General features: G+C 62.8%; 30 protein-coding genes. 18 read left to right on the top strand and 12 right to left on the bottom strand.

Annotated elements, in window-relative coordinates; translation table 11 throughout:
- The first annotated feature begins 102 nt into the window (after window positions 1–102).
- Window positions 103–408 (top strand): hypothetical protein, encoded by a 306-nt coding sequence (locus OVA00_RS24850; protein WP_060518687.1) that lies wholly within the window; start codon window positions 103–105, stop codon window positions 406–408.
- A gap of 129 nt (window positions 409–537) precedes the next feature.
- Here OVA00_RS24850 and OVA00_RS24845 read toward each other — a convergent pair whose 3' ends face one another.
- On the bottom strand, window positions 538–1,740 hold the full coding sequence (locus OVA00_RS24845) for a pyridoxal phosphate-dependent aminotransferase (RefSeq protein ID WP_034788681.1): 1,203 nt from the start codon (window positions 1,738–1,740) through the stop codon (window positions 538–540).
- Between the two features lie 458 nt (window positions 1,741–2,198).
- On the opposite strand from OVA00_RS24845, the gene OVA00_RS24840 reads away from it, so the two are divergent.
- The 3 genes from OVA00_RS24840 to OVA00_RS24830 all read left to right on the top strand — a co-directional run bounded on the left by OVA00_RS24840 (window position 2,199) and on the right by OVA00_RS24830 (window position 6,483).
- On the top strand, window positions 2,199–4,553 hold the full coding sequence (locus OVA00_RS24840) for a marine proteobacterial sortase target protein (protein WP_442780559.1): 2,355 nt from the start codon (window positions 2,199–2,201) through the stop codon (window positions 4,551–4,553).
- Window positions 4,543–5,211 carry a class GN sortase gene (locus OVA00_RS24835; RefSeq protein ID WP_442780558.1) on the top strand — a complete coding sequence of 223 codons (669 nt, stop codon included), beginning with the start codon at window positions 4,543–4,545 and terminating at the stop codon, window positions 5,209–5,211. The genes OVA00_RS24840 and OVA00_RS24835 overlap by 11 nt, the downstream gene beginning before the upstream one ends.
- Window positions 5,212–5,295: 84 nt before the next feature.
- Window positions 5,296–6,483, top strand: coding sequence for a PQQ-dependent sugar dehydrogenase (locus OVA00_RS24830; protein WP_268089780.1), 1,188 nt, complete (start codon window positions 5,296–5,298; stop codon window positions 6,481–6,483).
- Between the two features lie 18 nt (window positions 6,484–6,501).
- Here the strand turns inward: OVA00_RS24830 and OVA00_RS24825 are convergent, their stop codons facing one another.
- The gene (locus OVA00_RS24825; protein ID WP_268089779.1) at window positions 6,502–6,933 is read right to left on the bottom strand and encodes a hypothetical protein; all 432 of its coding nucleotides are present in this window, start codon (window positions 6,931–6,933) and stop codon (window positions 6,502–6,504) included.
- A gap of 172 nt (window positions 6,934–7,105) precedes the next feature.
- Here OVA00_RS24825 and OVA00_RS24820 point away from each other — a divergent pair, with 172 nt between their 5' ends.
- Window positions 7,106–8,002, top strand: a complete 897-nt coding sequence (locus OVA00_RS24820) for a DMT family transporter (RefSeq protein ID WP_192438496.1) — start codon at window positions 7,106–7,108, stop codon at window positions 8,000–8,002.
- A gap of 198 nt (window positions 8,003–8,200) precedes the next feature.
- Here the strand turns inward: OVA00_RS24820 and OVA00_RS24815 are convergent, their stop codons facing one another.
- Window positions 8,201–8,473 carry a hypothetical protein gene (locus tag OVA00_RS24815; protein WP_127889314.1) on the bottom strand — a complete coding sequence of 91 codons (273 nt, stop codon included), beginning with the start codon at window positions 8,471–8,473 and terminating at the stop codon, window positions 8,201–8,203.
- A 207-nt stretch (window positions 8,474–8,680) separates the two neighbouring features.
- On the opposite strand from OVA00_RS24815, the gene OVA00_RS24810 reads away from it, so the two are divergent.
- Both OVA00_RS24810 and OVA00_RS24805 read left to right on the top strand, forming a co-directional pair.
- A complete protein-coding gene (locus OVA00_RS24810; protein ID WP_034788690.1) occupies window positions 8,681–8,896 on the top strand; it encodes a cold-shock protein in 216 nt (71 codons plus the stop codon).
- Window positions 8,897–9,040: 144 nt separating this feature from the next.
- Window positions 9,041–9,487, top strand: coding sequence for a BA14K family protein (locus tag OVA00_RS24805; RefSeq protein WP_034788692.1), 447 nt, complete (start codon window positions 9,041–9,043; stop codon window positions 9,485–9,487).
- A gap of 76 nt (window positions 9,488–9,563) precedes the next feature.
- Here OVA00_RS24805 and OVA00_RS24800 read toward each other — a convergent pair whose 3' ends face one another.
- Window positions 9,564–10,205: an MBL fold metallo-hydrolase gene (locus OVA00_RS24800; protein WP_060581775.1), complete on the bottom strand. Its 642-nt coding sequence runs from the start codon at window positions 10,203–10,205 to the stop codon at window positions 9,564–9,566.
- Between the two features lie 172 nt (window positions 10,206–10,377).
- Entirely contained in the window at window positions 10,378–10,545 is a 168-nt protein-coding gene (locus OVA00_RS24795; protein ID WP_192357202.1) for a hypothetical protein, read from the bottom strand.
- Window positions 10,546–10,694: 149 nt separating this feature from the next.
- Between OVA00_RS24795 and OVA00_RS24790 the strand changes: the two genes are divergently transcribed.
- Complete coding sequence (locus tag OVA00_RS24790) at window positions 10,695–11,318, top strand: DUF1236 domain-containing protein (protein WP_090298497.1); 624 nt, start codon at window positions 10,695–10,697, stop codon at window positions 11,316–11,318.
- Between the two features lie 321 nt (window positions 11,319–11,639).
- A complete protein-coding gene (locus OVA00_RS24785) occupies window positions 11,640–11,906 on the top strand; it encodes a hypothetical protein (protein ID WP_034788698.1) in 267 nt (88 codons plus the stop codon).
- Between the two features lie 79 nt (window positions 11,907–11,985).
- On the opposite strand, the gene OVA00_RS24780 is transcribed toward OVA00_RS24785, so the two are convergent.
- Window positions 11,986–12,876, bottom strand: a complete 891-nt coding sequence (locus OVA00_RS24780) for a branched-chain amino acid aminotransferase (RefSeq protein WP_034788707.1) — start codon at window positions 12,874–12,876, stop codon at window positions 11,986–11,988.
- Between the two features lie 268 nt (window positions 12,877–13,144).
- Between OVA00_RS24780 and OVA00_RS24775 the strand changes: the two genes are divergently transcribed.
- From OVA00_RS24775 to OVA00_RS24760, 4 genes are read left to right on the top strand one after another with little or no spacing between them, the layout of a single operon-like run.
- Window positions 13,145–13,624: a MarR family winged helix-turn-helix transcriptional regulator gene (locus OVA00_RS24775; RefSeq protein WP_268089778.1), complete on the top strand. Its 480-nt coding sequence runs from the start codon at window positions 13,145–13,147 to the stop codon at window positions 13,622–13,624.
- A 45-nt stretch (window positions 13,625–13,669) separates the two neighbouring features.
- On the top strand, window positions 13,670–14,371 hold the full coding sequence (locus tag OVA00_RS24770; RefSeq protein WP_043618070.1) for a response regulator: 702 nt from the start codon (window positions 13,670–13,672) through the stop codon (window positions 14,369–14,371).
- A gap of 32 nt (window positions 14,372–14,403) precedes the next feature.
- Entirely contained in the window at window positions 14,404–15,786 is a 1,383-nt protein-coding gene (locus OVA00_RS24765) for an ATP-binding protein (protein ID WP_034788716.1), read from the top strand.
- 55 nt (window positions 15,787–15,841) lie between these two features.
- Entirely contained in the window at window positions 15,842–16,345 is a 504-nt protein-coding gene (locus tag OVA00_RS24760; protein ID WP_060518705.1) for a tetratricopeptide repeat protein, read from the top strand.
- A gap of 5 nt (window positions 16,346–16,350) precedes the next feature.
- Here the strand turns inward: OVA00_RS24760 and OVA00_RS24755 are convergent, their stop codons facing one another.
- The 6 genes from OVA00_RS24755 to OVA00_RS24730 form a co-directional block, all read right to left on the bottom strand.
- A complete protein-coding gene (locus OVA00_RS24755) occupies window positions 16,351–16,914 on the bottom strand; it encodes a protein-tyrosine phosphatase family protein (RefSeq protein ID WP_034788722.1) in 564 nt (187 codons plus the stop codon).
- A gap of 5 nt (window positions 16,915–16,919) precedes the next feature.
- Window positions 16,920–17,261, bottom strand: coding sequence for a tRNA-binding protein (locus OVA00_RS24750; RefSeq protein ID WP_268089777.1), 342 nt, complete (start codon window positions 17,259–17,261; stop codon window positions 16,920–16,922).
- A gap of 38 nt (window positions 17,262–17,299) precedes the next feature.
- Window positions 17,300–18,259, bottom strand: coding sequence for a LysR family transcriptional regulator (locus tag OVA00_RS24745; protein ID WP_268089776.1), 960 nt, complete (start codon window positions 18,257–18,259; stop codon window positions 17,300–17,302).
- 351 nt (window positions 18,260–18,610) lie between these two features.
- Complete coding sequence (gene proC / locus OVA00_RS24740) at window positions 18,611–19,429, bottom strand: pyrroline-5-carboxylate reductase (RefSeq protein WP_034788732.1); 819 nt, start codon at window positions 19,427–19,429, stop codon at window positions 18,611–18,613.
- 2 nt (window positions 19,430–19,431) lie between these two features.
- Window positions 19,432–19,932 carry a YbjN domain-containing protein gene (locus OVA00_RS24735; RefSeq protein WP_268089775.1) on the bottom strand — a complete coding sequence of 167 codons (501 nt, stop codon included), beginning with the start codon at window positions 19,930–19,932 and terminating at the stop codon, window positions 19,432–19,434.
- Window positions 19,933–20,379: 447 nt separating this feature from the next.
- Window positions 20,380–20,640, bottom strand: coding sequence for an accessory factor UbiK family protein (locus OVA00_RS24730; protein WP_034789034.1), 261 nt, complete (start codon window positions 20,638–20,640; stop codon window positions 20,380–20,382).
- 216 nt (window positions 20,641–20,856) lie between these two features.
- On the opposite strand from OVA00_RS24730, the gene lgt reads away from it, so the two are divergent.
- The 5 genes from lgt to OVA00_RS24705 all read left to right on the top strand — a co-directional run bounded on the left by lgt (window position 20,857) and on the right by OVA00_RS24705 (window position 25,886).
- Window positions 20,857–21,693: a prolipoprotein diacylglyceryl transferase gene (gene lgt / locus OVA00_RS24725; RefSeq protein WP_034788738.1), complete on the top strand. Its 837-nt coding sequence runs from the start codon at window positions 20,857–20,859 to the stop codon at window positions 21,691–21,693.
- Between the two features lie 61 nt (window positions 21,694–21,754).
- Complete coding sequence (locus tag OVA00_RS24720) at window positions 21,755–22,858, top strand: class I SAM-dependent methyltransferase (RefSeq protein WP_034789036.1); 1,104 nt, start codon at window positions 21,755–21,757, stop codon at window positions 22,856–22,858.
- Between the two features lie 151 nt (window positions 22,859–23,009).
- The gene (gene pgeF / locus OVA00_RS24715) at window positions 23,010–23,804 is read left to right on the top strand and encodes a peptidoglycan editing factor PgeF (RefSeq protein ID WP_034788741.1); all 795 of its coding nucleotides are present in this window, start codon (window positions 23,010–23,012) and stop codon (window positions 23,802–23,804) included.
- Between the two features lies 1 nt (window position 23,805).
- Window positions 23,806–24,957 carry a M24 family metallopeptidase gene (locus tag OVA00_RS24710; protein ID WP_268089774.1) on the top strand — a complete coding sequence of 384 codons (1,152 nt, stop codon included), beginning with the start codon at window positions 23,806–23,808 and terminating at the stop codon, window positions 24,955–24,957.
- 89 nt (window positions 24,958–25,046) lie between these two features.
- Window positions 25,047–25,886, top strand: a complete 840-nt coding sequence (locus OVA00_RS24705; RefSeq protein WP_268089773.1) for a hypothetical protein — start codon at window positions 25,047–25,049, stop codon at window positions 25,884–25,886.
- The last annotated feature ends 199 nt before the right edge of the window (window positions 25,887–26,085 follow it).

The raw sequence follows: 26,085 nt of genomic DNA, 5'->3' as shown, positions 1-26,085 counted from the left end.
AAACAACAAGCAGATGGCCCGCGGTCGAAACGCCGCGGGCCATCTGCTTGTTGTTGACCCTCGGCCACCCTTCGCGCATCCTCACCGCAACTGGAGGTGACGATGATTACAGGTCCACAGTGCCGCGCCGCCAGGGCGCTGATCGAAATTTCGCGCGAAATGCTTTCAAGCTTTTCCGGCGTCGACGAGGAGACGATCCTCAAGTTCGAGCGCAAGCTGGAGAAACCCGGCGACGCCGTGATCCTCTCGTTGAAGCATGCGCTCGAAAATGCCGGCGCGGTGTTTCTGCCGGAGGGCGAACGCGGCATCGGCGTACGGCTGAAGTTCACCCGCTCAGAGGCCCGCCGCCTCTCGATCCTCGAAAGCGAGGGTGGCATCGTTGGCGACGACGAGGTTCCCGGCGCCTGAGAATGAAACCTGATTTCAAGGCCTTAGCCGGCTGACTTGAATCAGTATGGCCAACGGTTGAATCGGTTTACGAACGAAAAAACCCGCCGTTGCCGGCGGGTTCTTTTTTTGAAAGACGGTCGCCCGCGCTTACTTGCAGGCGGCGCAGAAACGCTGGATGCGGCGGCAGGCTTCCTCGAGCTGGGCTTCCGAGGTCGCATAGGAGATGCGGAAGTTCGGGCCGAGGCCGAAGGCCGAACCGTGGACGACGGCGACGCCTTCGGATTCGAGCAGCTCGGAGACGAAGTCTTCGTCCGTCTCGATCACCTTGCCCGACGGCGCGGTCTTGCCGATCAAGCCGGCGCAGGACGGATAGACGTAGAAGGCGCCTTCGGGCGTCGGGCACGAAATGCCCTTGGCCTGGTTCAGCATCGACACGACGAGATCGCGGCGGCCTTCGAAGATCTTCTTGTTTTCGGGAATGAAGTCCTGCGTGCCGTTCAGCGCCTCGACGGCCGCCCACTGGGCGATCGAGGTGGCGCCCGAGGTCTGCTGGCCCTGGATCATGTCCATGGCCTTGATCAGCTGCAGCGGGCCGGCGGCGTAGCCGATGCGCCAGCCGGTCATGGCATAGGCCTTGGAGACGCCGTTCATCGTCAGCGTGCGGTCATAGAGACCGGGCTCGACCTCGACCGGGGTCGCGAACTTGAAGTCGCCATAGGTCAGGTGCTCGTACATGTCGTCGGTGAGGATCCAGACATGCGGGTGCTTCATCAGCACGTCGGTCAGCGCCTTCAGCTCGGCATGGCTGTAGGCGGCACCCGACGGGTTTGACGGCGAGTTGAAGATGAACCACTTGGTCTTCGGCGTGATCGCCTTGTCCAGATCTTCGGCCTTGAGCTTGAAGTTGTTTTCCTGCTTGGTCGAAACCGTCACCGGCGTGCCGCCGCACAGCGCCACCATCTCCGGGTAGGAAACCCAGTAGGGCGCCGGGATGACGACTTCATCGCCAGCGTTCAGCGTCGCCATGAAGGCGTTGAAAAGAATCTGCTTTCCGCCGGTGCCGACGATCGTCTGGGCGGCGGTGTAGTCGAGGTTGTTCTCGCGCTTGAACTTCTTGGCGATCGCTTCGCGCAGTTCCGGGATGCCGGAGACCGGCGTGTACTTCGTCTCGCCGCGATTGATCGCGTCGATGGCGGCCTTCTTGATATTGTCGGGCGTGTCGAAGTCCGGCTCACCGGCGCCAAGGCCGATGACATCGCGGCCTTTCGCTTTCAGCTCACGGGCTTTCTGCGAAACGGCGATGGTGGCGGAAGGCTTTACACGGGAAAGGGCATCGGCAAGGAAGGCCATGGGTGAAGGTCCTGATCGTTTCGAGACGAGGTGATCGCTACGGAACGAAAAGGCAGGCTCCATAGCGGTTAGGTCTATGTCGAAAGACGCCCGGTCTTGCAAGCGCCGGATAGGCAAAAACGCCGGAAACGCGGGCAAAAAGCGTCACCATGACAAAGTTTCATGAATGCGATCAGCATCGTCGATCGGAGGTCGCGATACCGAGCGATGCATCACCGTCCGTCGAGCGCCGACAAAACGGATTGTGGCACCCGTTCGAACGGCCACGAAACGTAACGGCCAGAAACGGTTGGTGATCGCGATTTATTCAAAAAAATCAGCGCAATCCCGCAATTTTTCAAATGCCATAATTTAGCCACCACAACTGTCGCGGAACGCCGCAATTCCGTCCAGCAACAGCCGGTTTCCGGGCTTTTCCTTCGATGATCCGAACACATTCGCATTACGGGGGTTATGCAATGTTTCTCGACGACGAAATCGCTTCCATGAAGACACGGCAGAGCGAAGCGCGCTGGGGCATGTACCTGGCGCTCGCAGCCCTTGCCGCCTGCATCCTGATGTTCATCGGCCTGATGACCCAGGCGACCGCGCAAACTGCTGATGCCAAGCCGCGGCAGCTGGCGGGCTACGTTCGCCCCAACGACATCGGCACCGGCGCCCTGCTCTTTCCGTCGAAGGAGCCGGGCTATTTCGTCGAGGCGCCGCGCCTTGCGACCGACGTTCAGATCGACGTCAACGGCCCGATCATGCGCACCCGCGTCACCCAGCGCTTCGAGAACCCGAGCAAGGGCTGGGTTGAGGGCACCTATGTCTTTCCCCTGCCCGAGGATTCGGCCGTCGACACGCTGAAGATGCAGATCGGCGACCGCTTCATCGAGGGTGAGATCAAGGCGCGTGAGGCGGCCAGGGAGATTTACGAGCAGGCAAAGGCCGAGGGCAAGAAGGCAGCGCTTCTCGAACAGCAGCGCCCGAACATCTTCACCAACCAGGTCGCCAATATCGGTCCCGGCGAAACGGTCGTCGTGCAGATCGAGTACCAGAGCGCGGTCCGCCAATCGAACGGCCTCTATTCGCTGCGTTTCCCCATGGTCGTGGCGCCGCGCTACAACCCGCAGCCGATCGTTCAGACCGTCGATCTCGACAGCCGCACCGGCTATGCCGTCAGCGACCCGGTCCCCGACCGCGAGAAGATCGAAGCGCCGGTCCTCGACCCCAAAGAGAACGCCAGGATCAACCCCGTCACACTGACGGTGAACCTCAAGGCCGGCTTCCCGCTCGGCGAAGTGAAATCAGGCTACCACGACGTCGATATCGCCAATCTTGACGATCTCAGCCGCCGCGTGACGCTGAAGGGCGACAGCGTGCCTGCCGATCGCGACTTCGAGCTCACCTGGAAGGCGATCGAGGGCAAGAGCCCCTATGCCGGCCTGTTCCGCGAAACGGTCGGCGGCAAGACCTATCTGCTTTCCTTCGTCACGCCGCCGGCAGCAGCAAACGAGGCCGGCGCCAAGCCGGTCAAGCGGGAGATCGTCTTCGTCATCGACAATTCCGGCTCGATGGCCGGCCCGTCGATGGAGCAAGCCAAGGAGAGCCTGGCGCTCGCGATCTCGAGGCTGAAGCCCGAGGACCGTTTCAACGTCATCCGCTTCGACGACACCATGTCGGTACACTTCCCCGAGCTGGTCGAAGCGACACCGGATAAGCGGGAGGACGCAATCGCCTATGTGCGCGGCCTGACAGCCGATGGCGGCACCGAGATGCTGCCGGCGCTGGAAGCGGCCCTTCGCACGCAAGGACCGGTCCAGGCCGGCGCACTTCGCCAGGTGGTCTTCCTGACCGACGGCGCGATCGGCAACGAGACGCAGCTTTTCGAGGAGATCCAGAAGAACCGCGGCGAGGCTCGCGTCTTCACCGTCGGCATCGGCTCTGCTCCGAACAGCCACTTCATGACCAAGGCGGCCGAATATGGCCGCGGCACCTTCACGCTGATCGGCTCGGAGAGCGAGGTCGCCGCGCGCATGGGCGAGCTTTTCACCAAGCTCGAAAGCCCCGCAATGACCGATATCGCCGCGAGCTTCGAGGGCGCCTCGGCGAGCGACATCACCCCCAACCCGATGCCCGATCTTTATCGCGGCGAGCCCGTGGTGCTGACGGCCGAACTCGGCGGCACCGCACCCGAAGGCAAGATGCAGATCCTCGGCAAGGCCGGCGACCAGCCCTGGCGGGTGGAGATGGACATCGCCAAGGCCTCGACCGGCGAAGGCATCGCCAAGCTCTGGGCGCGCCGCAAGATCGACGACCTCGAAGCGAGCGCGTCGACGATCGCCGACCCCGCGACCCTCGACAAGCGGATCGAGACGGTGGCACTTGCCCACCATCTGGTCTCCCGCGTGACCAGCCTCGTTGCCGTCGACGCGACGCCGTCGCGGCCCGCCAGCGAGAACCTGAGCGAAACGAAGCTGCCGCTCAATCTCCCCGCCGGCTGGGACTTCGGAAAGGTCTTCGGCGAAGCCCCTGTCGAGACTGTCCCCGGCAAAGTCAACGAACGTGACGCCGCGCTCGAAAGCCGAACCAAGCTTGCGATGGTCACGGCCGACCGCATGCTGGCCGCACCGACGGCGCGGGCGGCAGGTCTGCTCGCGGAAGCCAACAACCAGGTCGCCCTGCCGCAGACGGCAACGGAGGCCGACAAGCAGATCCTGATCGGCCTGATGCTGCTCGTCTTCGCTCTGCTTGCCGGCACGACCTTTGTCTACTGGCGGGCGCCGATCGCCGCCGTCGTGCTTGCCGGAGTGCGCCGCCGTGGCCGCTGACAAGGATCAGTCCGAGCCACGGCCGGGCTTTCTCGCCCGCCTCTCGGCGGTCGAAACGATCGTGCTCGCGATCATCTCGCTCATTGCCCTTGCCGGTCTGCTTCTGATCGGCAAGGGCTTCTACATGAAGGCCAAGGCCGAGGTCTCGCAGGTGCTTCTGAAGCGTACCTTCGAGGCGCAGCTGCACGGCAACCCGGATGGCAAGCCCTGGCCCTGGGCCGATTTCCAGACGGCCGCGGAAATCTCGGCGCCTCGGATCAACCGCTCGGCGATCGTGCTCCAAGGCGCAAGCGGCGAAGCGCTGGCCTTCGGCCCCGCCTGGTTGACGACGACGCCGCTCCCCGGCGACGAAGGTACCTCGGTCATCGCCGCCCATCGCGACACGCATTTTCGCTGGCTGAAGGACGTCAACCCCGGCGACCTTCTGGTGCTGACCCGCAAGGACGGCCGCCGCTTCCTGTTTAGGGCCGGCGAAAGCCGGGTTGCCCGCTGGGACGAAAGCGGCATCAACGCGTCCGCCAGCGGCCACCATCTGGCGCTCGCCACCTGCTGGCCCTTCGACGCGATCGAGCAGGGACCGATGCGCTACATCGTCGATGCAGAACTTATCGGCGAACAGCGTCCGGTACCGCTGACCACGGGCTCGATCTCGAAATAAACCGCTTTTGATCGGATGTGACTTGAACCGCTCCGTCGATCGCCCCAGCTTGCCTGCTGAACGAGTCGGTGCGGGAGAAACGGAATGGGGCATACGGGCGCTGGAACATCGGGACGGGCGGGCAAACGGTCGCGTGCGGTCGGAATCCTGGCCGTGTCCGTTGCGCTGGCAACGTTTGCTCCTCCGAGCGCCGGGGCACAGGATGCCCGCGAGTTTCCGAGCGAGCACGGTACCGTGCGTGTCGAGACGCTCGCGACCGGGCTTGAACACCCCTGGTCCGTCGAGGCACTCCCCGATGGCGGCCTGATCGTCAGCGAGCGGCCGGGTCGGCTGCGGATCCTGCGCGACGGCAAGCTCTCGAAACCGCTGACGGGCGTGCCCGAGGTCGCCGAGCGTGGCCAGGGCGGCCTGCTCGACATCGCGCTCGATCCCCGTTTTGCAGAAACCCGGACGCTCTACTTGACGATGGCCGCCAACGGCAAAGGCGGCTACGGCACCGTCGTCCTACGGGCAAAGCTCGCCGCCGACGGAACCGGGCTTACCGACGTCAAGGAGCTCTTCCGGATGAGCAAGTTTACCGGCAAGGGCCAGCATTTCGGCTCGCGCATCGCAATCGCTCCCGATGGCAGCCTTTTCTTCGGCATCGGCGATCGCGGCGAAGGCGACCGGGCGCAAGACCCGCGCGATCATGCCGGCGCCATCCTGCATATCAATGCCGACGGCAGCGTTCCCGGATCGAATCCTTATCGCGGCGGCACCGGCGGCCTGCCGGAGATCTGGTCGAAGGGCCACCGCAATCCTCAAGGCATCGCCTTCGATCCGAAGGACGGCACGCTTCTGACGGTCGAGCACGGCGCGCGCGGCGGCGACGAGATCAACAATCCGAAGCCCGGCCACAATTACGGCTGGCCCGTCATTACCTACGGCAAGGACTATTCCGGCGCCGAGATCGGCGAAGGTACGGCGAAAGAAGGCCTCGATCAGCCGCTCTTCTATTGGGATCCCTCGATCGCGCCTGGCGCGCTTGCCGTCTATCGCGGCGAGATGTTTCCCGAATGGGATGGCGATCTTCTGGTGGCGGCGCTGAAGTACCAATTGCTCGCCCGGCTCGAACGCGACGACAGCGGCGCGATCGGCTCCGAGGAGCGGCTGTTCGACGGCGAATTCGGCCGCATCCGCGACGTCGTGGTGGCACCCGACGGCGCCTTGCTGATGGTGACGGACGAGGAAGACGGCGCCGTGCTCAGGGTCTCCCGGGCGGCGACGCAATAGCCGGTGCGCGCCGCACGTTCACGATAGCCGATCGCGAACCTCGCGCCGGAACATGAATTTCAGCCCGGACCAGACGGCATCGACCGCGCAAACCTTCACGTCGACAAGGCCGAGCGGCAGGAAGATTTCACGCAAAACGTCCTCGGTCAGTGTCGTCGGCCGCTTCGACGCCTTCTTTGGCCAGGAGACCCACAGCATGCCGTCCGGCTTCAATCTCGCAGCCAGCTTCGGCGCGAGCTCTTCCAAAACCGATCGCTCCGTTTCAAACACATGCGCATAGTCAATGTCGCGCGCGGCCACGGTGCCGATCTCGGTCTCGCTGGCGCGAAAGCCGGAAAAACCGCTGATCGCATCGAGCCCGGCTGGAACCCGAAGAAGCAGGGCCCGCTGCCCGTCTTTCAGCCCCAGCTTGCGCCCGAGCGGCGTGCCTGAATAGCCGGCATCGCTCATGGTCGCCGATCTCCGATGGGTGATAGGAGCTGAGCCCCCTCCTCGGCGCCCTCTCCCGGCACCGTGTCTCCGGCCGTTTCCATCGACAACAACTCCGCCCAACCGTGGCGACGATGAGCCTTGCCCGGCGAAAACGCAACTGCTAGACGCGCCTGTCCGAGGAGAGAACGACATGTCGCGCATTCAGGCCAATCTGCTGCTTTTGATTTCAGGCGCCATCTGGGGCGCCGGCTTCGTTGCACAGTCGACGGCGATGGATGCGATCAGCCCGCTGTGGTTCATCGCGCTTCGTTTTGCGATCGCGACACTGGTCGCCATGCCCTTGGCCATCATCGAAACGAAACGCGCGGCCGAACCGATCAAGCTGACGACCGTGCGCAATTTCATCTTCATCGGCCTGGCGCTCTTTGCCGGCGCCGTGACGCAGCAATTCGGCCTGCTCGACACCAGCGTCACCAATTCCGGCTTCCTCACCGGTCTCTACGTCGTCTTCGTCCCGGTCTTGACGGTGATCTTCTTGCGCCGCAAGCCGCATTGGGTGATCTGGCCGGGGGCGTTGATGGCGCTGTTCGGCATTTTCCTCTTGAGCGGCGGCACGCTGTCGACGCTGACGGGTGGCGACTACCTGACCGTGGTCTGCGCCCTGTTCTGGGCGGTACAACTGCTGCTCATCGGCCTGTTTGCCCCAAGCAGCGGCCGGCCGATGCTGCTGTCGATGACGCAGTTCGCCGTCTGCGCCGTGCTCGGCTTCGCCCTCGCCGTCACGACCGAGCCCCTGAGCTTCGCTGCCATAGAGGGCGCGCTCTTCGAGATCCTCTATGCCGGCATCTTTTCGAGCGGCCTTGCCTTCATTCTTCAGGTCGTCGGGCAGCGCTACACCACGGCGCCGCAGGCTGCGATCTTCCTGTCGAGCGAAGCACTCTTTGCCGCCCTCTTCGGCGTTCTCCTGCTTGGCGAAGTCATCACCCCGATCGGTTATGCCGGCTGCGCCATCATCTTTGCCGCCATGCTGACGGTGGAGATCGTGCCTGAACTGACGAAGGGCCGCCGCGCCGCAGCACCTGCCTGAGGGCTCCTCAAGAAACTATAGGCACGCCACCGCCAAGACGCTGGACTGAGGCTTTACTTGCTGTTGTTCAGGCAATAGGCCCGTTGCTTCGCAACGAAGGCGTAGCTTTGCCCTGCGTTTTCGACCCGGCCCGAGAGCTCTAGATTTTCTGCAAGAAATCTACGTAAGAAACCGCCGACGTGAGAAGCCTCAAACATATCAGGGAGTTGCTGACGGCACGCATCCCAAGCGATTGGCCTGCTTTACGCGCCGCGCACGAGAAATCGGCGAAAACCACTCAATTTTGCAGCAATTGTTTTCAAAAAGCTGTGATTTCAACAGCTTGCGATATATTTTGCGCAGCGCCCCACAAAGCCGCAAATGACCGATTTTTGAGCAATGACAAGACGCAATACCAATCCCGAAAAGTTTTGCTTGCCAATTCAAAATAAACCCATCAATCTTACTTTCGTTCGGGCAATCTGCGAACATGGGAAGATCTTGAAATAAAAGCGGGCCGGAGACGCAAAAACTCCGGGCGGCCAGACCGATGGGAAGCAGAGATGCGGCCCTTCCAATGGCTGGCTGCGGTAACCAGGACCCTTTCCTCAAACGTCGAGAACTGCCTGCCAACGCCCATCCGGGCACATTGCAATGCTACCCGTCCGTCAAACGGGTGGAGAGAAAAGGACCTGACGCATGGCCGAAACTGGCACTGTAAAATTCTTCAACACCGACAAGGGCTTTGGTTTCATCAAGCCTGACAACGGTGGTGCAGATATCTTCGTACACATTTCCGCGGTCCAGGCTTCCGGCCTGACCGGTCTGACGGAAAACCAGAAGGTAAGCTTCGACACCGAACCGGATCGCCGCGGCAAAGGCCCGAAGGCGGTCAACCTGCAGATCGCCGGCTAACGCCGTTATCTGCTGACAGATTCCAGTTGAAGCCCGGCATTCTTGCCGGGTTTTTTTGTTCAGGCTCGGTTCAGTTTGGCCGCGTTAACCTTCCTCCATCATGAAGGCCGGGTTGATCCGGTCCATGCGAAGGATTGAAGCCAAATGAACAAGTTCATCAAAGCCGCCGTTCTCTCGATCGCCGCAGCCGCTATGGTCATCCCGACCTTTGGCGCCGCCGAGGCAGGCGGCAGGCATCACCACAATAATGACGATGCATGGGCAGCTGGTGCAGCAGGTCTCGTTGCCGGCGCTCTGATCGGCGGCGCGATCGCTTCGCAGCCGCGTTACAACGGCGGCTACAACGAGCGCGTCTACATCGATCCGGAACCGGAATACGACTATTACGAGCCGCGTCCGGCCTACCGCCCTCGCCCGGTCTACCAGGCACGCCCTGTCGTCGTCGACAGCTATGGTGGCGGTTACCGCTCGCTCGAGCCCTGGACCCCGTCCTGGTACCGTTACTGCGCGCAGCGTTACCGCTCGTTCAACCCGGATAGCGGCACCTTCCGCGGCTACGACGGCCGCAGCTACTTCTGCACCGCCGGCTAATCAGGTTCGGCGTAAGAATCGAAAAGCCCATGTCTTGATAGAGACATGGGCTTTTTTCGTGAGCGTGTGTGGTGGCTCAGAGCCCGCGCAGATAAGGATTGGTGCGGCGCTCCTCGCCGATCTGACCACCCGGGCCATGTCCGCAGATGAAGCCGACGCTATCGCCGAGCGGCAGGATCTTGTCGCGGATCGAATCGAGCAATTGCTGGTGATTGCCGCCGGGCAGGTCCGTGCGGCCGATCGAGCCGTGGAAGAGCACGTCGCCGACATGGGCGAAGTTCTGCGCCCGGTTGAAATAGACGACGTGTCCCGGCGCATGGCCCGGGCAATGCAGGACTTCGAAGACATGGTCGCCGAAGGAGACCGTGTCGCCTTCTTCGAGCCAGCGATCGGGAATGACGTTCTGAACCTTCATCGCCAGACCGAAGCGCTCCGCCTGGCTTTCGAGCCTTTCGAGCAGCGGCAGGTCGTCCTTGTGCGGACCGATGATTTCGAGCCCGAGGGCGTCCTTCAGTTCCTTGGCGCCGCCGGCATGGTCGATATGGCCGTGGGTGATCCAGATCGCCTTCAGCGTGATGCCGTTTTCGCGGATGGTCTGCAGGATGAGATCGACGTCGCCGCCGGGATCGACGATCACGCCTTCCTTGGTCTCGCTGTCGAACAGCACGGTGCAGTTCTGCTCGAAATGGGTAACCGGGATGATGCCCGCCTGTAACATGCGCGTGTGCCTCTCTAGAGCATGTCGCGCAAAAATTTGGGAGCGGTATTGCGATAACGACATGCGACAAATCCAGAACCTAAAGCGTAGGAAGCGAATCTGGAAGATCGCAACGCGCTCTAGGATCTCGTCATCTTCCTATAGCGGCAATTGGCGGCGGTGACAGCGCCAATCAGCGAAGCGAGGCTATTTGCGGTGCAGACAGCTGCTGGGGTGCCGGCCACTGCACGGTGGTCATCAGCAGCGCCGAAATCGCGATCTCCGCGGCGACGACGATCCGAACGACCGGCTTCAGGCTGCGCGCGGCGACGTTGTTCTGATTCGGCTGAGCATTCTGCATTTTGTCCCTCTCCCGTTGCCTGTTCTCCTGGCGTGTCCTGCCCTCGGCAACGGCTGGAGAATGTCACAGCGTCACATTTCGTGACGTTCCCGGGGGAACATCCGCGCGCTTGCTGGCGTTTGGCCCTCGTCAATATAAGGAGAAACACGATGGTGAAGCTTACCCGCCCCCTGTTGCGAGCCGCTGCGGCCGCGGGTTTGGTGTTGGCGATCGGTACGCCGTCCGCCTTTGCAGCCATGACCGCGACCACGGTGACGGACCTTAACATCCGCACAGGTCCGGGCCCTCAATATCCGACAGTCGGCCTTGCGACCCGCGGTAGCACCGCGGTTATCGACGGCTGCATCGAAGGCAGCAAGTGGTGCCGCATTGACGTCGGCGGCGTGCGCGGCTGGGTCTATTCCCAGTATCTGACGACGGATCTTGGCGGTTCTGCCGTCGTGGTCCAGGAGCGCCGGTCCGACCTGGCCATTCCGGCCGTCACCTACGAAGTGCAGCCCAATGACCCCGTGATCGTCAGCAGCGGCGACGAATTGATCGGCCCGGTCGAACAGATCGACCCGATCGTGCCGCCGGAAAATGTGCGGACCTACGTCACGTCCAACCCCGGCGAGACCGTCTATCTCGATGGTGAAGTCGTCGTCGGTGCCGAACTGCCACAGACCGTGGCCGTTCAACGCGTTCCCGACTACAGCTACGACTATGTCAGCATCAACGGCCAGCCCGTTCTGGTCGAGCCGGCAACGCGACGCATCGTCTACGTCTATCGCTAACAATCGAGACCCCCGGCAATCGTTCGGTTGCCGGGGGTTCCCGACGTGCCTGCATTACCCTCCCTCGCTCTCCCGACGGCACGAATCATGCGCGGCAAGGTCATTCCCTCCAGCCGCCCCCGCCGCCGGCTTCGTTTTCCCGCTTTGCCTGTAAGAGGTTGCCTCTGCCTAAAATCGAGCCATTTCAATTGGCTACGAAGCGGGCGCCGCAACGTCATTTCACTCAAATTGACAATAATCCGGAATAGGCTTCAACCTATTGATGCCGGCTCATCGGCTTTTAGTGGCGCGTCCACGACGAGCCACGACACGGAGGGATCAATGGAAGCATTAATGCCTATCATTACCCAATTGATCGCGGGGGCCGCCGGCGGGAACGCGGCCAGCGCAGTGTTGAAGCAGCAGGCATTCGGTGTCGTCGCACGGACCATCGTCGGCGCCATTGGAGGCCTTGGCGGCGGGTTCCTCATTCAGATGCTCGGCGGAGAAGCAGCCGCGACCGGTCTCGCCATGCAAGCCATCGGCGGCCTTGTCGGCGGCGGCGTACTGAGCGGAATCGTCGGGCAATTCTTGGGGAAGACCGCCTAATTCTGCGACCATATCCGTAGCAAGACAAAAGGCGGCCCGGGGGCCGCCTTTTCTGCTTTCGAGAGCATTCCGGATGCCGTTACTCGGCTGCCGCGGCAACCGGATAGACTTCCTTCATGTAGTCGTTCATCAGCGTTTCGCAGATCGTCGCCGGCGTGAAGCGGTAAGGACCGATTTCGGAAACCGGCGTCACTTCGGCGGCCGAGCCGGTGAGGAAGCATTCGCTGAAACCGGACAGTTCCTCCGGCATGATCGCCCGCTCGACCACTTCATAGCCGCGGCGCTTGGCAAGCTCGATCACCGTGCGACGGGTGATGCCGTCGAGGAAGCAATCCGGCACCGGCGTGTGGATGACGCCGTCCTTGACGAAGAAGATGTTGGCACCGGTCGCTTCGGCCACGCGGCCGCGGTAATCCAGCATCATCGCGTCCGCATAGCCCTTGGCCTCGGCCGCATGCTTGGAGATGGTGCAGATCATGTAGAGGCCGGCGGCTTTCGACTTCGAAGGTGCCGTCTGCGGATCCGGGCGGCGATATTCTGCGATATCGAGCCGGATGCCCTTGAGCTTTTCGGCCGGGTTGAAATAGCTGCCCCACTGCCAGATGGCGATGGCGACGTTGATGCGGTTGTTCTGCGCCGAAACGCCCATGCTCTCGCTGCCGCGCCAGGCGATCGGCCGCACATAGGCCTCGGAGAAGCCCTGACGCTTCAGAAGCTCGACGCTGGCTGCGTCCAGTTCTTCCACCGAATAAGGGATCTTGAAGCCGAGGATTTCGGCGGACTGATGCAGGCGCTGGTTGTGCTCGGTCAGCTTGAAGATGCGCCCGCCATAGGCGCGCTCGCCCTCAAAGACCGCGCTGGCATAGTGCAGGCCGTGGGTCAGCACGTGAATCTTGGCATCCTTCCACGCGACGAACTCGCCGTTGAACCAGATCTGTCCGTCCAACTGATCAAAAGGAACCGCTGCCATGGTGTCATCCTCCGGCGCATGCGCGCCATTCTTAGTTGATTATCGCCCTGCTTTCAGTCTATCGGCAAACTGATTGAGGGAAAATTCAATTTCGTGATTTTGGATTTGCGATCGGAACGGCACGGCATATCCTTTCAGATGTTGCCAACGCCAAATGTCTCGCTTACCGAGCATGGACGCTAATGCTATGGTAAAAATATGTCAACAAAGCTGACATATTTTTTCGAATGTTTCGCAAGTTGCAATCAGGCTGAAAGGAAATGACCGCGTGGCCGGCCAATCCAAAGAGAACACCCGGTATCTGAACGATGCCGCCGCCGATGACGATACGATCGATTTCGAGATCATCGAGCTGCTCTTCTTCGCCTATCGCGACTTCACCTCCGACCCGGATGCGATCCTGGAAAAGAGCGGCTTCGGACGGGCGCACCACCGCGTCGTGCACTTTGTCGACCGCGAGCCGGGCATGACAGTCGCCGACCTCCTGGACACGCTGAAGATTACCAAGCAGAGCCTTGCCCGGGTGCTGAAGCAACTGATCGGCTCCGGGTATATTCGCCAGGAAACCGGCCCTGAAGACCGGCGCCAGCGGATGCTCTACACGACGGAAGAAGGCCAGGCACTGGCGCGTGCGCTTGCCGAGCCACAGTCCCGCCGCATAGCCGATGCATTGGCAAGAACCGGTCCGGGCGCGCGCGAAACGGTCAAGCGCTTTCTCGCCGGGATGAAGAACAACGCCGCAGACTGACGCCCGCCGTAGCGCGGGTCTGACCTGCAACTTGGGAAGCGTGGAATGACGACAAAAGCGACTGTCTCGGACGATGCGGCTCACCTTCTGGTCGTTGACGACGACCGGCGCATCCGCGACCTGCTCAACCGCTACCTGGTCGAACAGGGTTTTCGCGTGACGACCGCGTCCGATGCGGACGAAGCCCGACGCAAGCTCGTCGGCCTCGACTTCGACCTTCTGATCGTCGACGTGATGATGCCCGGCGAAAGCGGCATTTCGCTCACCCAGAGCCTCAGGCAAATCAAGACCGTGCCGATCCTGATGTTGACGGCGCTGGCGGAATCCAACTCCCGCATCGAGGGTCTCGAGGCCGGCGCCGACGATTATCTGTCGAAGCCCTTCGACCCGCGCGAACTGGTGCTGCGCATCAACAACATCCTGCGCCGCAACCAGCCGGCCCAGGCCCCCAAGGTCGACCAGGTGATCTTCGGTCCCTACACCTTCTCGGTGGTGCGCAAGGAGCTGCGTCGTGGCGCCGATCACATCCGCCTGACGGACCGCGAGCAGGAGATCATGACACTCTTTTCGCAACGTGCCGGCGAAACCATCCCGCGCCACGAGTTGATCGGCGACGATGCCGAAGTCGGCGAGCGCACGATCGACGTGCAGATCAACCGCCTGCGCCGCAAGATCGAGGACGACCCGTCCAACCCCGTCTGGCTGCAGACGGTGCGCGGCATCGGCTACCGGCTGAGCGTGGACTGAAATGGCAGCCTTTCCGATGAGCGCGGCAAACCATGGCAAGCTTTGACGGCATAGAGCACGGCGCATCCGGGGCGAACGACAATGCCTGGAGGCGGTTCACCCGCTGGCTGCGCCGTCGCCTGCCCATGGGGCTTTACGCCCGCTCGCTGCTGATCGTCATCATTCCCATGGTGCTTCTGCAGTCGGTGGTCGCCTTCATCTTCATGGAGCGCCACTGGCAGCTGGTGACGCAGCGCCTGTCGGCCGCCGTCACCGGGGACATTGCCGCGATCGTCGATCTTATCGACACCTTCCCTGCCGACCGCGACATCTCCGAGATCATCCGCATCGCCCGCGATCAGCTCGATCTCAGCATCTCCGTGGACCCGCCCGGCGAACTGCCGCCGCCGCGCCCCAGCCCCTTCTTCGAAATCCTCGACCAGATCCTCGGCGAAGAGATTTCCAACCAGGTCCGCCGCCCCTTCTGGATCGATACGGTCGGCAACTCCAAGCTCGTCGAGATCCGCATCAAGCTCGATGACGGCCGCATCCTGCGCGTCTATGCCCGGCGCAACCAGGCCTACGCTTCCAACACCCACATCTTCCTCGTCTGGATGGTGGCGGCCTCGCTGGTGCTGCTGACGATCGCGGTGCTCTTCCTGCGCGGCCAGATCCGCCCGATCCTGGCCTTGACCAAGGCGGCCGAAAGCTTCGGCAAGGGCCAGAAGATCGACGACTTCGCGCCGCGCGGCGCCGATGAAATCCGCCGCGCCGGCCTCGCCTTCATCCAGATGCGCGAGCGCATCGAACGCCAGATCGAGCAGCGCACCGCGATGCTGACTGGCGTCAGCCACGATCTTCGAACCATCCTCACCCGCTTCAAGCTGCAGCTGGCGCTTGCCGGCAACAACCCCGATCTCGAAGGCCTGAACCAGGACGTCGATGACATGCAGAACATGCTGGAAGGCTATCTGGCCTTCGCCCGCAGCGAAGCGGAGGAGGACGTCGGCCAGCTGAAACTCAGCGACCTGATGACCCGGCTCGCCGCTGAAGCCGAACTGCTCGGCAAGACCCTGACCACATCCATCGAGGGGGAAGACGATATCCGCGTGCGGCCAAACGCCTTCACCCGTCTCGTCGCCAACATCGCCTCGAACGCCTACCGCTACGCCAACACTGTCAAGATCGATGCGCGCCACAGTGCCAAGTGGCTCACCATCACCGTCGACGATGACGGCCCAGGTATTCCCGAACGTTCGCGCGAAGATGTGTTCAAGCCGTTTTTCCGCCTCGACGAAGCCCGCAATCTCGACAGTTCCGGCACTGGCCTCGGGCTGGCGATCGCCCGCGATATCGCCCGCAGCCACGGGGGCAACGTCACGCTTGGCGACAGCCCGCTCGGCGGCCTAAGGGCAACGGTGCGCGTCCCGGCTTGACGTTCCCGCGCGGGCGGGCCACTTCTGGCCACGAATGGGCTAAGGGGAACGGGCCATGGTAGACGCCATCGATTGGGCTGACTGGGAGCGACGGCTGGCCGAACTCTGGGCAACCTTCGACCCGACAGATAGCGACGCCTTTATCGCCCGCATCGATGCCCTTGCCGCCGAACTGCCGGCAGGACATGCCATCGGATTGTTCGAAAGAGCCTCGGCGCAGGATTCGACCGGCCATGAGATGAAGGCGGAGCCGCTCTACCGGCAGGCGCTGGAAAACGGTCTTCAGGGAATTCGCCGCCGACGGGCCACCATCCAGCTCGCCAGCACCCTGCGCAATCTCGGCCGCGCCAAAGAAGGTGTCGCCCTGCTTACCGCCGAGCGGGACAAGCCATCGGACGAACTCGACGATGCGGTCGTCGCCTTCCTGGCGCTCTGCCTCGTCGATACCGGCCAGGCGCAACAGGCGGCCGCACTCGCGCTCGGCAGCCTGTCACGGCACCTCCCCCGCTACAACCGCTCACTCAAGCGCTACGCCGAGATGCTGTTGCCGGAGAGTTGAGCGTGTCAGCGCTGGTAGATCGACGTCAGGCCGCGTCGTTCGTTGAAACGGTGCCAGGCGTCGATACGGCGCGGATGACGGGCGCGCATGACATCGAGCGGCGCGAGCAGCCGGCCGCCGCGGCCAAGGGCGGCATCGAGGATTTCGATGATGCGACGGTTCGGCCAGGGCTTGCGGGTGATCGCCAAGAGCGCCCGGAAGGCTTCGTCCTCTCGCCCCGCGCCAAGCTGATGCGCAATCAGACCATAGGCAAAGGCCGTCGAGCGGCTGACGCCGGCATGGCAATGCACGAGAATGCGGCTCTCAGCATGCTCGGCCGCCGGGCGCATCGCCTCGAAAACTTCGAGCACCAGATCCGGGAAATGCTGGGTGGCGGTCGGGTTTTCCTGGTCGCGCATGCGCACGACCCGGTGGCTGGCGTCCGCAATCACGGGCACGTTGGCATCCGGCAATTCGGGATCGAGCAGCGACAGCACATGACTTGCGCGCCAGTCGCGCGCGGCATCGGCGGCGCGCCAAAGGCAGGACACCTTGACGCGCTCGGGGATCACTTCGAAAGCAATGTTCATGGGGATCACATCAATTTCTTGCCGTTGGGGACCGGCCGTTCGGCGGCAGCCAGCACGATCGCACCGGCCTCGTCTGCAAAGCCCAGCGTCAGCACTTCAGAGCGCACAGGCCCGATCTGGCGCGGCGGAAAATTGACAACGCCCAGCACCTGCCGCCCGACGAGATCCTCCGGACGATAATGCACCGTGATTTGCGCTGATGACTTTTTTATGCCGATTTCCGGGCCGAAATCGATTTTCAGCTTGATGGCCGGCTTGCGCGCTTCCGGAAACGGTTCGGCCTCGACGATGGTGCCCACGCGAATGTCCACGCGCTCGAAATCAGCAAATTCAATAGTTTCAGCCATCGTCATTCCCTATGTGAAATCTTATCCGAGGAGGTGGATTAAAGCATCGGGCGAGATTTCGGAAGCACGGCGGCCTCGGCGGGCTCCCCGCGAAATCTGGCCTCCTCCCATGGGCGACGCGCGAACTGCTCGGCAAGGAAATCGATGAAAACACGCACGCGTGGCGGCAAGAATCGCCGGTGCGGATAGACGACCGTGATCGGCTCTGCCTCGGCATAGTTGCTGCCGGTCAGAAGCGGCACGAGCAATCCCGCCTTGATATCTCCGCCCACGAGCAGTTCGGAAAGGCGCACGATGCCGATGCCTGCGAGCGCAAGCCGTCGGAGCGCTTCGGTGCTGTTGGCTTCGACGGAGCCACGAACACGGATCGCACGCCGGCCGTTGCCATCCTGAAATTCCCAAACGTTGAGACGGCCGCGGGCGGTGATGGCAAGGCAGACATGCCGCTGCAGGTCGTCAGGCGTTTGCGGCGCGCCGTGCCGCTCGAGATAGGCGGGTGCGGCGCAGATGACGCGACGGTTTGGTGCGAGCCGCCGCGTCACCAGCGTGCTGTCGCTCTGTTCCGCGACCCGCAGCGCAACATCCGCCTCACCGTTCATGAGGTCGACGACCGCGTCGCTGAAATCGAGTTCCAGGTCGATCTCCGGAAACCGTTCGATGAAATCAGGCAGCATGGGCACGATCAGGCGATGACCGAAGGCGCTGGGCAGGCTCACCCGCAACCGCCCGCGCGGCACCGCCCCCGGTTGGATCGCAACCTCCGCATCTTCCATGTCGCCGAGGATGCGGCGGCTCGATTCCGCATAGGCGCTGCCTTCGCTCGTCAGGCTGATGCTGCGCGTCGAACGCTGCAGCAGGCGTACGCCAAGGCGCGCCTCCAGCCGGCCGACGATCTTGCTGACCGCCGATGGCGTCATGCGCAACCGCCGCGCCGCCGCCGAGAAATCTCCCTCCTCGACGACAGCGAGAAACACCGTCATGGCTTCCTGTCGATCCATCCATCTATTCCATTTCGTCACAGATAAACGGAATTTAACATGGATTATCGCCGCGAGCGACAGGCTGTAGCTTGGACCGGAACTCAGACAGCGAAGCTTGAGGGGTAACGGAAATGGGCAAGCAGCCGAGCAGCAGTCTGCCGATGAGTTATGAGCTGCATTCCTGGGCTCGGCGTCAACGCAGCATTGCGATCGGCAACCTCTGCCGCCGCGTGATCGGCACAATCTGGAGAAGTCTCGTCAATCGCCAGCCAAGCCGCGATCATGGGGCCTGCGCCGGCGCTTCCCCGGCGCGAAACCCTTAGGCCAGGCGCCATGCCGGCCCAACATGGGGCCAGCCGCATTCAATATTCAGCCTGCGAGTTCTTCCGCGCGCTTGCGCGCCGCAGCGATCGCCTTGTCAAACAGCGGCTGCATGCCGTCGTCGGCCATCAGCACGGACAGTGCCGCAGCCGTCGTGCCGCCGGGCGAGGTCACGTTCTGGCGCAGCCGCGCGGCTTCGTCAGGCGACTGGTGCAAAAGTTCGCCAGCCCCAGCGACGGTTTCCCGCGCGAGCCGCATGGCGAGGTCCGCCTCAAGGCCGGCCTTGCGGCCCGCCTCGGCCATGCATTCGACGAGGTAGAAGACATAGGCCGGACCGCTGCCCGAAACGGCGGTGACGGCATCGATCTCGGCTTCGGTGCGGACCCATTCGACCGGACCGCTGACCTTCAGGAGATCATGAACGTGAGCGCGCTGCTGATCGCTGACGCGGGCATTGGCAAAGGCGCCGGTGACACCGCGGCCGATCATGGCCGGGGTATTCGGCATGGCGCGCACGGTCGCCGCGGCACCGAGATGGGCTTCGATGAAGGAAAGCGTCTTGCCGGCAGCAACCGAAACGATGACGGTATCCGGGCCGACGAGAGATTTCAGCGGCGGCAAGACGGCGTCCATCACCTGCGGCTTGACCGCAAGGAAGATCACACCCGCCTGGACACCCAACGGTACCGAGGTCGCATGCGTCACGCCGTTGTCGGAGATCAGCTGCGCCATGGCCGGCGGCGGGCCGGGATCGACGACGAGAACGTCTGCGCCTTTAACGCCGCTCTTCAGCCAGCCCGAAAGCATGGCGCCGCCCATATTGCCGGCGCCGACGAGCACGATGGGACCGGAAGCGGCGTTCGTCATGATCAGGCTTCTCCAACCGTTTCGAACAGGACGGCATCGACGGCGCGCTGCGCGTCCATGCCGGACCAGACGACGAATTGAAACGCCTGATAATAGGATTCGCAAGCGTCGAGTGCGCTCGAAAGCAGAACTTCGACCTGCTGGTTGGTGGGCTCGGCGCCGCCGGCAAGCAGCAGCGACTGGCGGAAGATCACCACTTCCTCCTGGCGCCACAGATCGAAGTGGCCCATCAAAACCTGCCCATTGATATGGGAGAGCAGACGGATGACTTCGTTGACCCGGCTTTCCGACACCTTGATGTCGAAGGCACAGGCCAGGTGCAGCGCCTCGAATTCCTCCATCCAGGAGAAGGAAACGTGGTAGTCCGCCCACTTGCCTTCGACCGTCATGGCGATTTCGTCTTCGCCGGATCGTTCGAACGACCAGTCGTTATTGGCAGCCACGAACTCGATCGTATCGACCGGGTTGGATTGGCGCTCGACTTCCATTTCCAAAAGGCTCATGCATCACCCTGCATAGGTGTGGCACGGGCATGCGTCATCACGCTCACAAGACGCAACGCCGCAAACCCAACACCGATTACAAACACGTATGATTGCTGAACTCACATCCATCCTGGCTGACTTACCCTGCCCGGAGCTTACGTGGTTCGTTTCGAATCATCATTTAAAATCAGTGTATAATGGCGGAGTCAGGCTGCCAGCCCCTCGGCCCAAAAATAGCCGTGAACAATCGCGTCCACGTTGTCATGTGAATGAAGCGGTTGAGCTTAACTGACTCTGCCATAAGGGTTTTTTGGCAGTGTCCACAGGTGGAAAACTTTTCAGGTTTTATTAACCACCCATCATGCCGTTTCAGACCTATGCGGCTGAACCACAGCAAAACGCCCGCAGATGAGGTCCGCGGGCGAAGTAAAAACGCTGAAATGCCGTTATTTCAAGGGAATCGCGTTACTTGCCCGTATCGACGAGACGCGCTTCGAGAGCCTCAATACGGGCCAGAAGCGCATCGTTTTCCTCGCGCGCCTTGATGGCCATTTCCTTGACCATTTCGAACTCTTCGCGCTTGACGACGTCGAGCGAATTCAGCGCCCGCTCCGCCTGCGCCCGGAAGGCCGTTTCAACCTCGCGGCGCACGCCTTGAGCGGCGCCGGCAGCATCGGTCATCAGCTTGGCAAAGTCATCCAGGATGCGGTTGGTGCCTGTGCTCATCGTCGCGATCTCCATATCAGCCATCGCCTCTAAAGGCGCGATGCGGTCCATGGGTTTCAGGTAGGGTCACCGGCCGCGCGATGCAAGAAAAATCACGCGCGCCATCACGGCTCCCTTCACGACCCTGTGTCCGGGGCGCGCATTGCCGCCCTTGACCGAGGTGAAATCGCTCGCCATGGTCCGCCGAAACAACCGGCCCGGCACGAGAACAATAAATTGGAAACATTAGCGACCCGCCTCGCCATCCTCCCCTTCCCCGAAATCGACCCCGTTATCGTCCAGATCGGCCCGCTGGCCATCCACTGGTACGGGCTCGCCTATGTGGCGGGCATTCTGCTCGGCTGGTTCTACGCCCGGCGCCTGGCGATGAACGCCTCGCTCTGGCGGGACGACAAGCCGGCCATCACGCTGCAGCAGCTCGACGACTTCCTGCTGTGGGCCGCCGGCGGCATCGTGCTCGGCGGCCGCATCGGCTACATTCTCTTCTACGATCTCGGCTCAGTGCTCGCCAATCCGATCCGCGCGCTGGAAATCTGGAACGGCGGCATGTCGTTCCACGGCGGCTTCCTCGGCACGACACTCGCCATGATCCTGTTTGCGCGCAAGAACAAGATCGCCATCTGGAGCCTGTTCGACATTGTCGCCGCCGTCGTCCCGATCGGCCTGTTCTTCGGTCGTATCGCCAACTTCATCAACGGCGAACTCTGGGGCCGCCTCTCGTCGATGCCCTGGGCGATCGTATTCCCGACCGGCGGTCCGTTCGCCCGCCACCCGAGCCAGCTCTACGAGGCCGCCCTTGAAGGTATCGTCCTGCTCTCCGTCCTCGCCTGGTTCATCTATCGTCGTCACGCGTTGAAATCCCCGGGGCTCGTCACCGGCATCTTCGTGCTCGGCTATGCCCTGAGCCGCATTTTCGTCGAATTCTTCCGCGAACCGGACGCGCAGATCGGCTATCTTGTCGGTGGCTGGCTGACCATGGGCATGCTTTTGTCGCTGCCAATGGCGCTCGCCGGCATCTGGGCCATTGCCCGGGCGCGGCGCGCAGCCACCTGAGAGCGGATGGGGCAAGGGCGCGCGGCTATTCCGGCCGCCGCCCCGCGAATTGGACGAAGGCATGACGACACCACTTGCGGACAAGATCAAGGCGCTGATCAAGACCCACGGGCCGATCAGCGTCACCGATTATTTCTCGCTTTGCCTGGCGGATCCGGAGCACGGCTACTACCGTGTGCACGAGCCCTTCGGCAAGGAAGGCGACTTCACCACGGCGCCGGAGATCAGCCAGCTCTTCGGCGAGATGATCGGCATCTTCCTCGTCCATGCCTGGCAGCAGCACGGCAAGCCTGAGGGCGCCGTGATTGCTGAAATCGGCCCCGGCCGCGGCACGATGATGGCCGACATGCTGCGCGTCGTGCGCCGCCTGGCACCTGATCTCTATGCTTCCGCCGGCGTGCATCTCGTCGAAACCAGCGAACGGCTGCGTAAGGTGCAGTCGGAAACGCTCGCCGCCCATGGTCACAAGGTCGAATGGCACACGAGCTTCGAGACCCTGCCGGAAGGCTTCCTGCTGCTTGCCGCCAACGAGCTTTTCGACGCCATTCCGATCCGGCAGTTCGTGCGCACGGCGCAAGGCTTCCGCGAGCGCATGGTCGGGCTTGATGCCACGGACGAACTGACCTTTGCCGCCGGCGTTGCCGGCATCGATCCCGAGCTTCTTCCGACGCCGGCGCAGGGTGTTGCCGAAGGCACGATCTTCGAGATTGCTCCCGCCCGCGACGCTGTCATGTCGGCCCTCTGCGAACGGTTGAAGATCAGCGGCGGCACCGCCGTGATCATCGACTATGGCCATATGGCTACCGGCTATGGCGATACGCTGCAGGCCGTGCGCGATCACGAATACGATCCGCCGCTCGCCAGCCCCGGCCGCGCCGATCTCACCAGCCACGTCGATTTCGAGCAACTCGCCCGCCGCGCCAAGACGGACGATGTGCAGATCAACGGTCTTGCCCACCAGGGCGATTTTTTGGTCGGCCTCGGTCTTCTGGAACGCGCCGCGGCCCTTGGCCGCGACAAGGATGCGCTGACGCAGGAAACCATCCGCCAGGACGTCGAGAGGCTTGCCGGCGCAGGCGCCGGAAAGATGGGCGAACTGTTCAAGGTCCTGGCCGTCAGCAGCCCGCCGGTGCCGCTCTCGCCGTTCCGCAAACCGAAGGCTTGAACCTCCACCCGACGGCACCCCTGCCGTTCGGGAATTGACAGCCCTGCCGTCGCGGGTCAACATCGCGCCGGCAAATCAAGAGCCAGTCGCCGGGCCGGAGCGCGCGCCCAAACCCATTGATTTTCCTGATAAAGCAAAGGCGAATATACCAATGCAGCATGACGCCGCGCTCTCTCCTGTGCAAAGCTCGCTTTTCAGCGAGAAGGCCGGACCGGCAATCGCCCATGGCTATTTCACCCGAACAGGCGGCGTTTCCGAAGGGATCTATCGCGGCCTCAATGTCGGGCTTGGCTCCAAGGACGAGCGTACCCATGTCAACGAGAACCGCGCCCGCGTCGCCCGCTGGTTCGGCGCCTCGCCAGAGCGCCTGGCGACCGTGCACCAGGTCCATTCCCCAGACGCCGTGGTGGTCGACGAAAGCTACGACGGCGCCCGCCCCGAGGCCGATGCGCTGGTGACGGCAACGCCGGGCATCGTGCTCGGCGTGCTCTCGGCCGATTGCGGCCCCATCCTCTTTGCCGATGCCGAAGCCAACGTCATCGGTGCCGCGCATGCCGGCTGGAAGGGCGCGCTCGGCGGCGTGCTCGAAAGCACCATCGACACGATGGTTTCGCTCGGCGCGCAGCGCGAGCGCATCGTCGCCTGCCTCGGCCCGTCGATCAGCCGTCGGAACTATGAGGTCGGCTCCGAGTTCGTAGAACGCTTCGTCGCGGCGAACGAAAGCTACGCCACTTTCTTCCGGCCTTCGGAGCGCGACGGCCATGCCATGTTCGACCTGCCAGGGCTGACGATCAAACGGCTGGTCGAAGCGGGCGTTGCCGCCGAGAATCTCGACATCTGCACCTATGCCGACGAGGAGCGTTTCTTCTCCTATCGGCGCACGACCCACAGGCAGGAACCGGACTACGGCCGACAGATTTCCGCCATTTGCATACGAGGGACCTGACATGGCGCTTCACTTTGCCCAGGAAGAATATGCAAGCCGTCTCGAGCGGCTGACGGAGAAGATGCGCGAGGAGAAGCTGGACGCGGTGCTGCTTTTCGCCCAGGAGAGCATGTACTGGCTGACCGGCTACGACACCTTCGGCTACTGCTTCTTCCAGACGCTGGTCGTCAAGAAGGACGGCTCGATGGTGCTTTTGACGCGCTCGGCCGACCTGCGCCAGGCCCGTCATACATCGAACATCGAGCGTATCGAGATCTGGGTCGACCGGGCCAATGCCGACCCGACCATGGATCTCAAGAACCTCTTGAGCGAACTCGACCTGCTCGGCTGCCGCATCGGCATCGAATACGACACCCACGGCATGACCGGCCGCGCCGCGCGGCTGATCGACCGGCAGCTACAGACCTTTGGCGAGCTGATCGACGCCTCGCATCTGGTCGGCCGCCTGCGCCTGATCAAGAGCGAGGCGGAAATCGCCCATGTCGAAAAGGCCGCAAGCCTTGCCGACGACGCGCTCGATGCCGCCCTGCCCCTCATTCGTCCTGGCGGCAACGAGGCCGACATTCTGGCCGCGATGCAGGGAACGATCCTTGCCGGCGGCGGCGACTATCCGGCCAACGAGTTCATCATCGGCTCCGGCGCCGATGCGCTGCTCTGCCGCTACAAGTCCGGACGGCGCCTGCTGGACAGCCAGGACCAGCTTACGCTGGAATGGGCCGGCGTCAGTGCTCACTATCATGCGGCGATGATGCGCACCGTCGTCATCGGCGAGCCGACCAATCGCCATCGCGAACTCTACAGCGCCTGCCGCGAAACCATCCAGGCGATCGAGATGGTGCTTCGCCCCGGCAACACCTTCGGCACCGTCTTCGACGTGCACGCCAGGATCATGGACGAACGCGGCCTTGCCCGCCACCGGCTGAACGCCTGCGGCTATTCGCTCGGCGCCCGCTTCTCCCCCTCCTGGATGGAGCAGCAGATGTTCCACCTCGGCAATCCCCGGGAGATCGAGCCGAACATGTCGCTGTTCGTGCACATGATCATTATGGATTCCGACAGCGGCACCGCCATGACGCTTGGCCAGACCTACCTCACCACGACAGACACGCCGCGCGCGCTGTCGCGTTACGGCCTGGACTTCATTTCTGCTTAGGGAAATCCGCCTAGACTTGCGTTCGTACTGGCAGACGACAGGAGACGTTTCAGGAAACTGCCGCGAAGAAACGGACGGACGGTTTGAACATGCGAAAGCTCACCACGCCCATCGTAGCTCTTGGCCTCGCCGTTGCGCTCGCCGCCTGCAACAGCACCGAGATGCTGACGCCACAGGTTGACGTCGGCGGGGGAACCTTCCGCTCGCCGCCAGTGACGCAATCCGACCTCGACGCCATGTCGACGCAGACGGCGATGGCGCCGGTGCAGCGCGAACCCGTCAGCCAGACCACCGCCTATTCGCCTCAGCCGGCTCCGTCGAACACACCGACGGCCTATGCCACCGGCGACGCGACCTACACCGATCCGGCCGGCACCTTCGAGGGACAGGCAAGCCGGCTTGCCGCCGGTTCCGAGCCCGTCCAGAACACGATCGAGAGCCGCCAGGCACCGGTGGAACAGGCGCCAATACAGCACACGCCCGTTCAGCAGGCGGCGGCCGCGGCCGAAGAAATCCAGAGCCAGCCGACCGTCGCCGCCCTGCCGAAGGCAAGTGCAGCCGCGAGCGGCACGATCCGCTTCCTGCCGATCATCGGCGCTCCGGTCCAGGCGGTGACACCGCTTTCCAAACAGCTCGGTGCCGACGCTCGCGCCCGCGGCCTGACGATCAAGGGCTCGGCCGACGCCAGCAGCGAGCATATCCTCAAAGGCTATTTCTCGGCGCTGAAGGACGGCGACAAGACGACGGTCGTTTATGTTTGGGACGTGCTCGACGGCAGTGGCAACCGCCTGCACCGCATCCAAGGACAGGATCAGGTTCCCGGCGGCGGCACGGATTTGTGGAGTGGCGTTCCGGATACAACCATGCAGGGAATTGCGACGAAAACCATCGACGCCTATCTCGAATGGCGGCAATCTCAAGCCGGTTGACACAAAGTTTTTAGGATATTGGCCTTCGCGGCGCAGCATTCCCCTTGCATTCAAGTTCAGTCTCGCTAAAAAGCGGCCGATCAGCTCTGAACGGCGGCCATCCGCAAAGAATGACCGCGATTGGAATGGCTCTCGGAATCTGCGCGGAAAACACCGCTGCCGGAAAAGTACCGGACGGTGACCGCGCCAGCTCAAGGCG

This window comes from Ensifer sp. SL37, from assembly GCF_026672675.1.
In the GTDB taxonomy this organism is placed as follows: Bacteria; Pseudomonadota; Alphaproteobacteria; order Rhizobiales; family Rhizobiaceae; genus Ensifer; species Ensifer adhaerens.
This window is presented reverse-complemented; position numbering and strand designations above follow the sequence as displayed.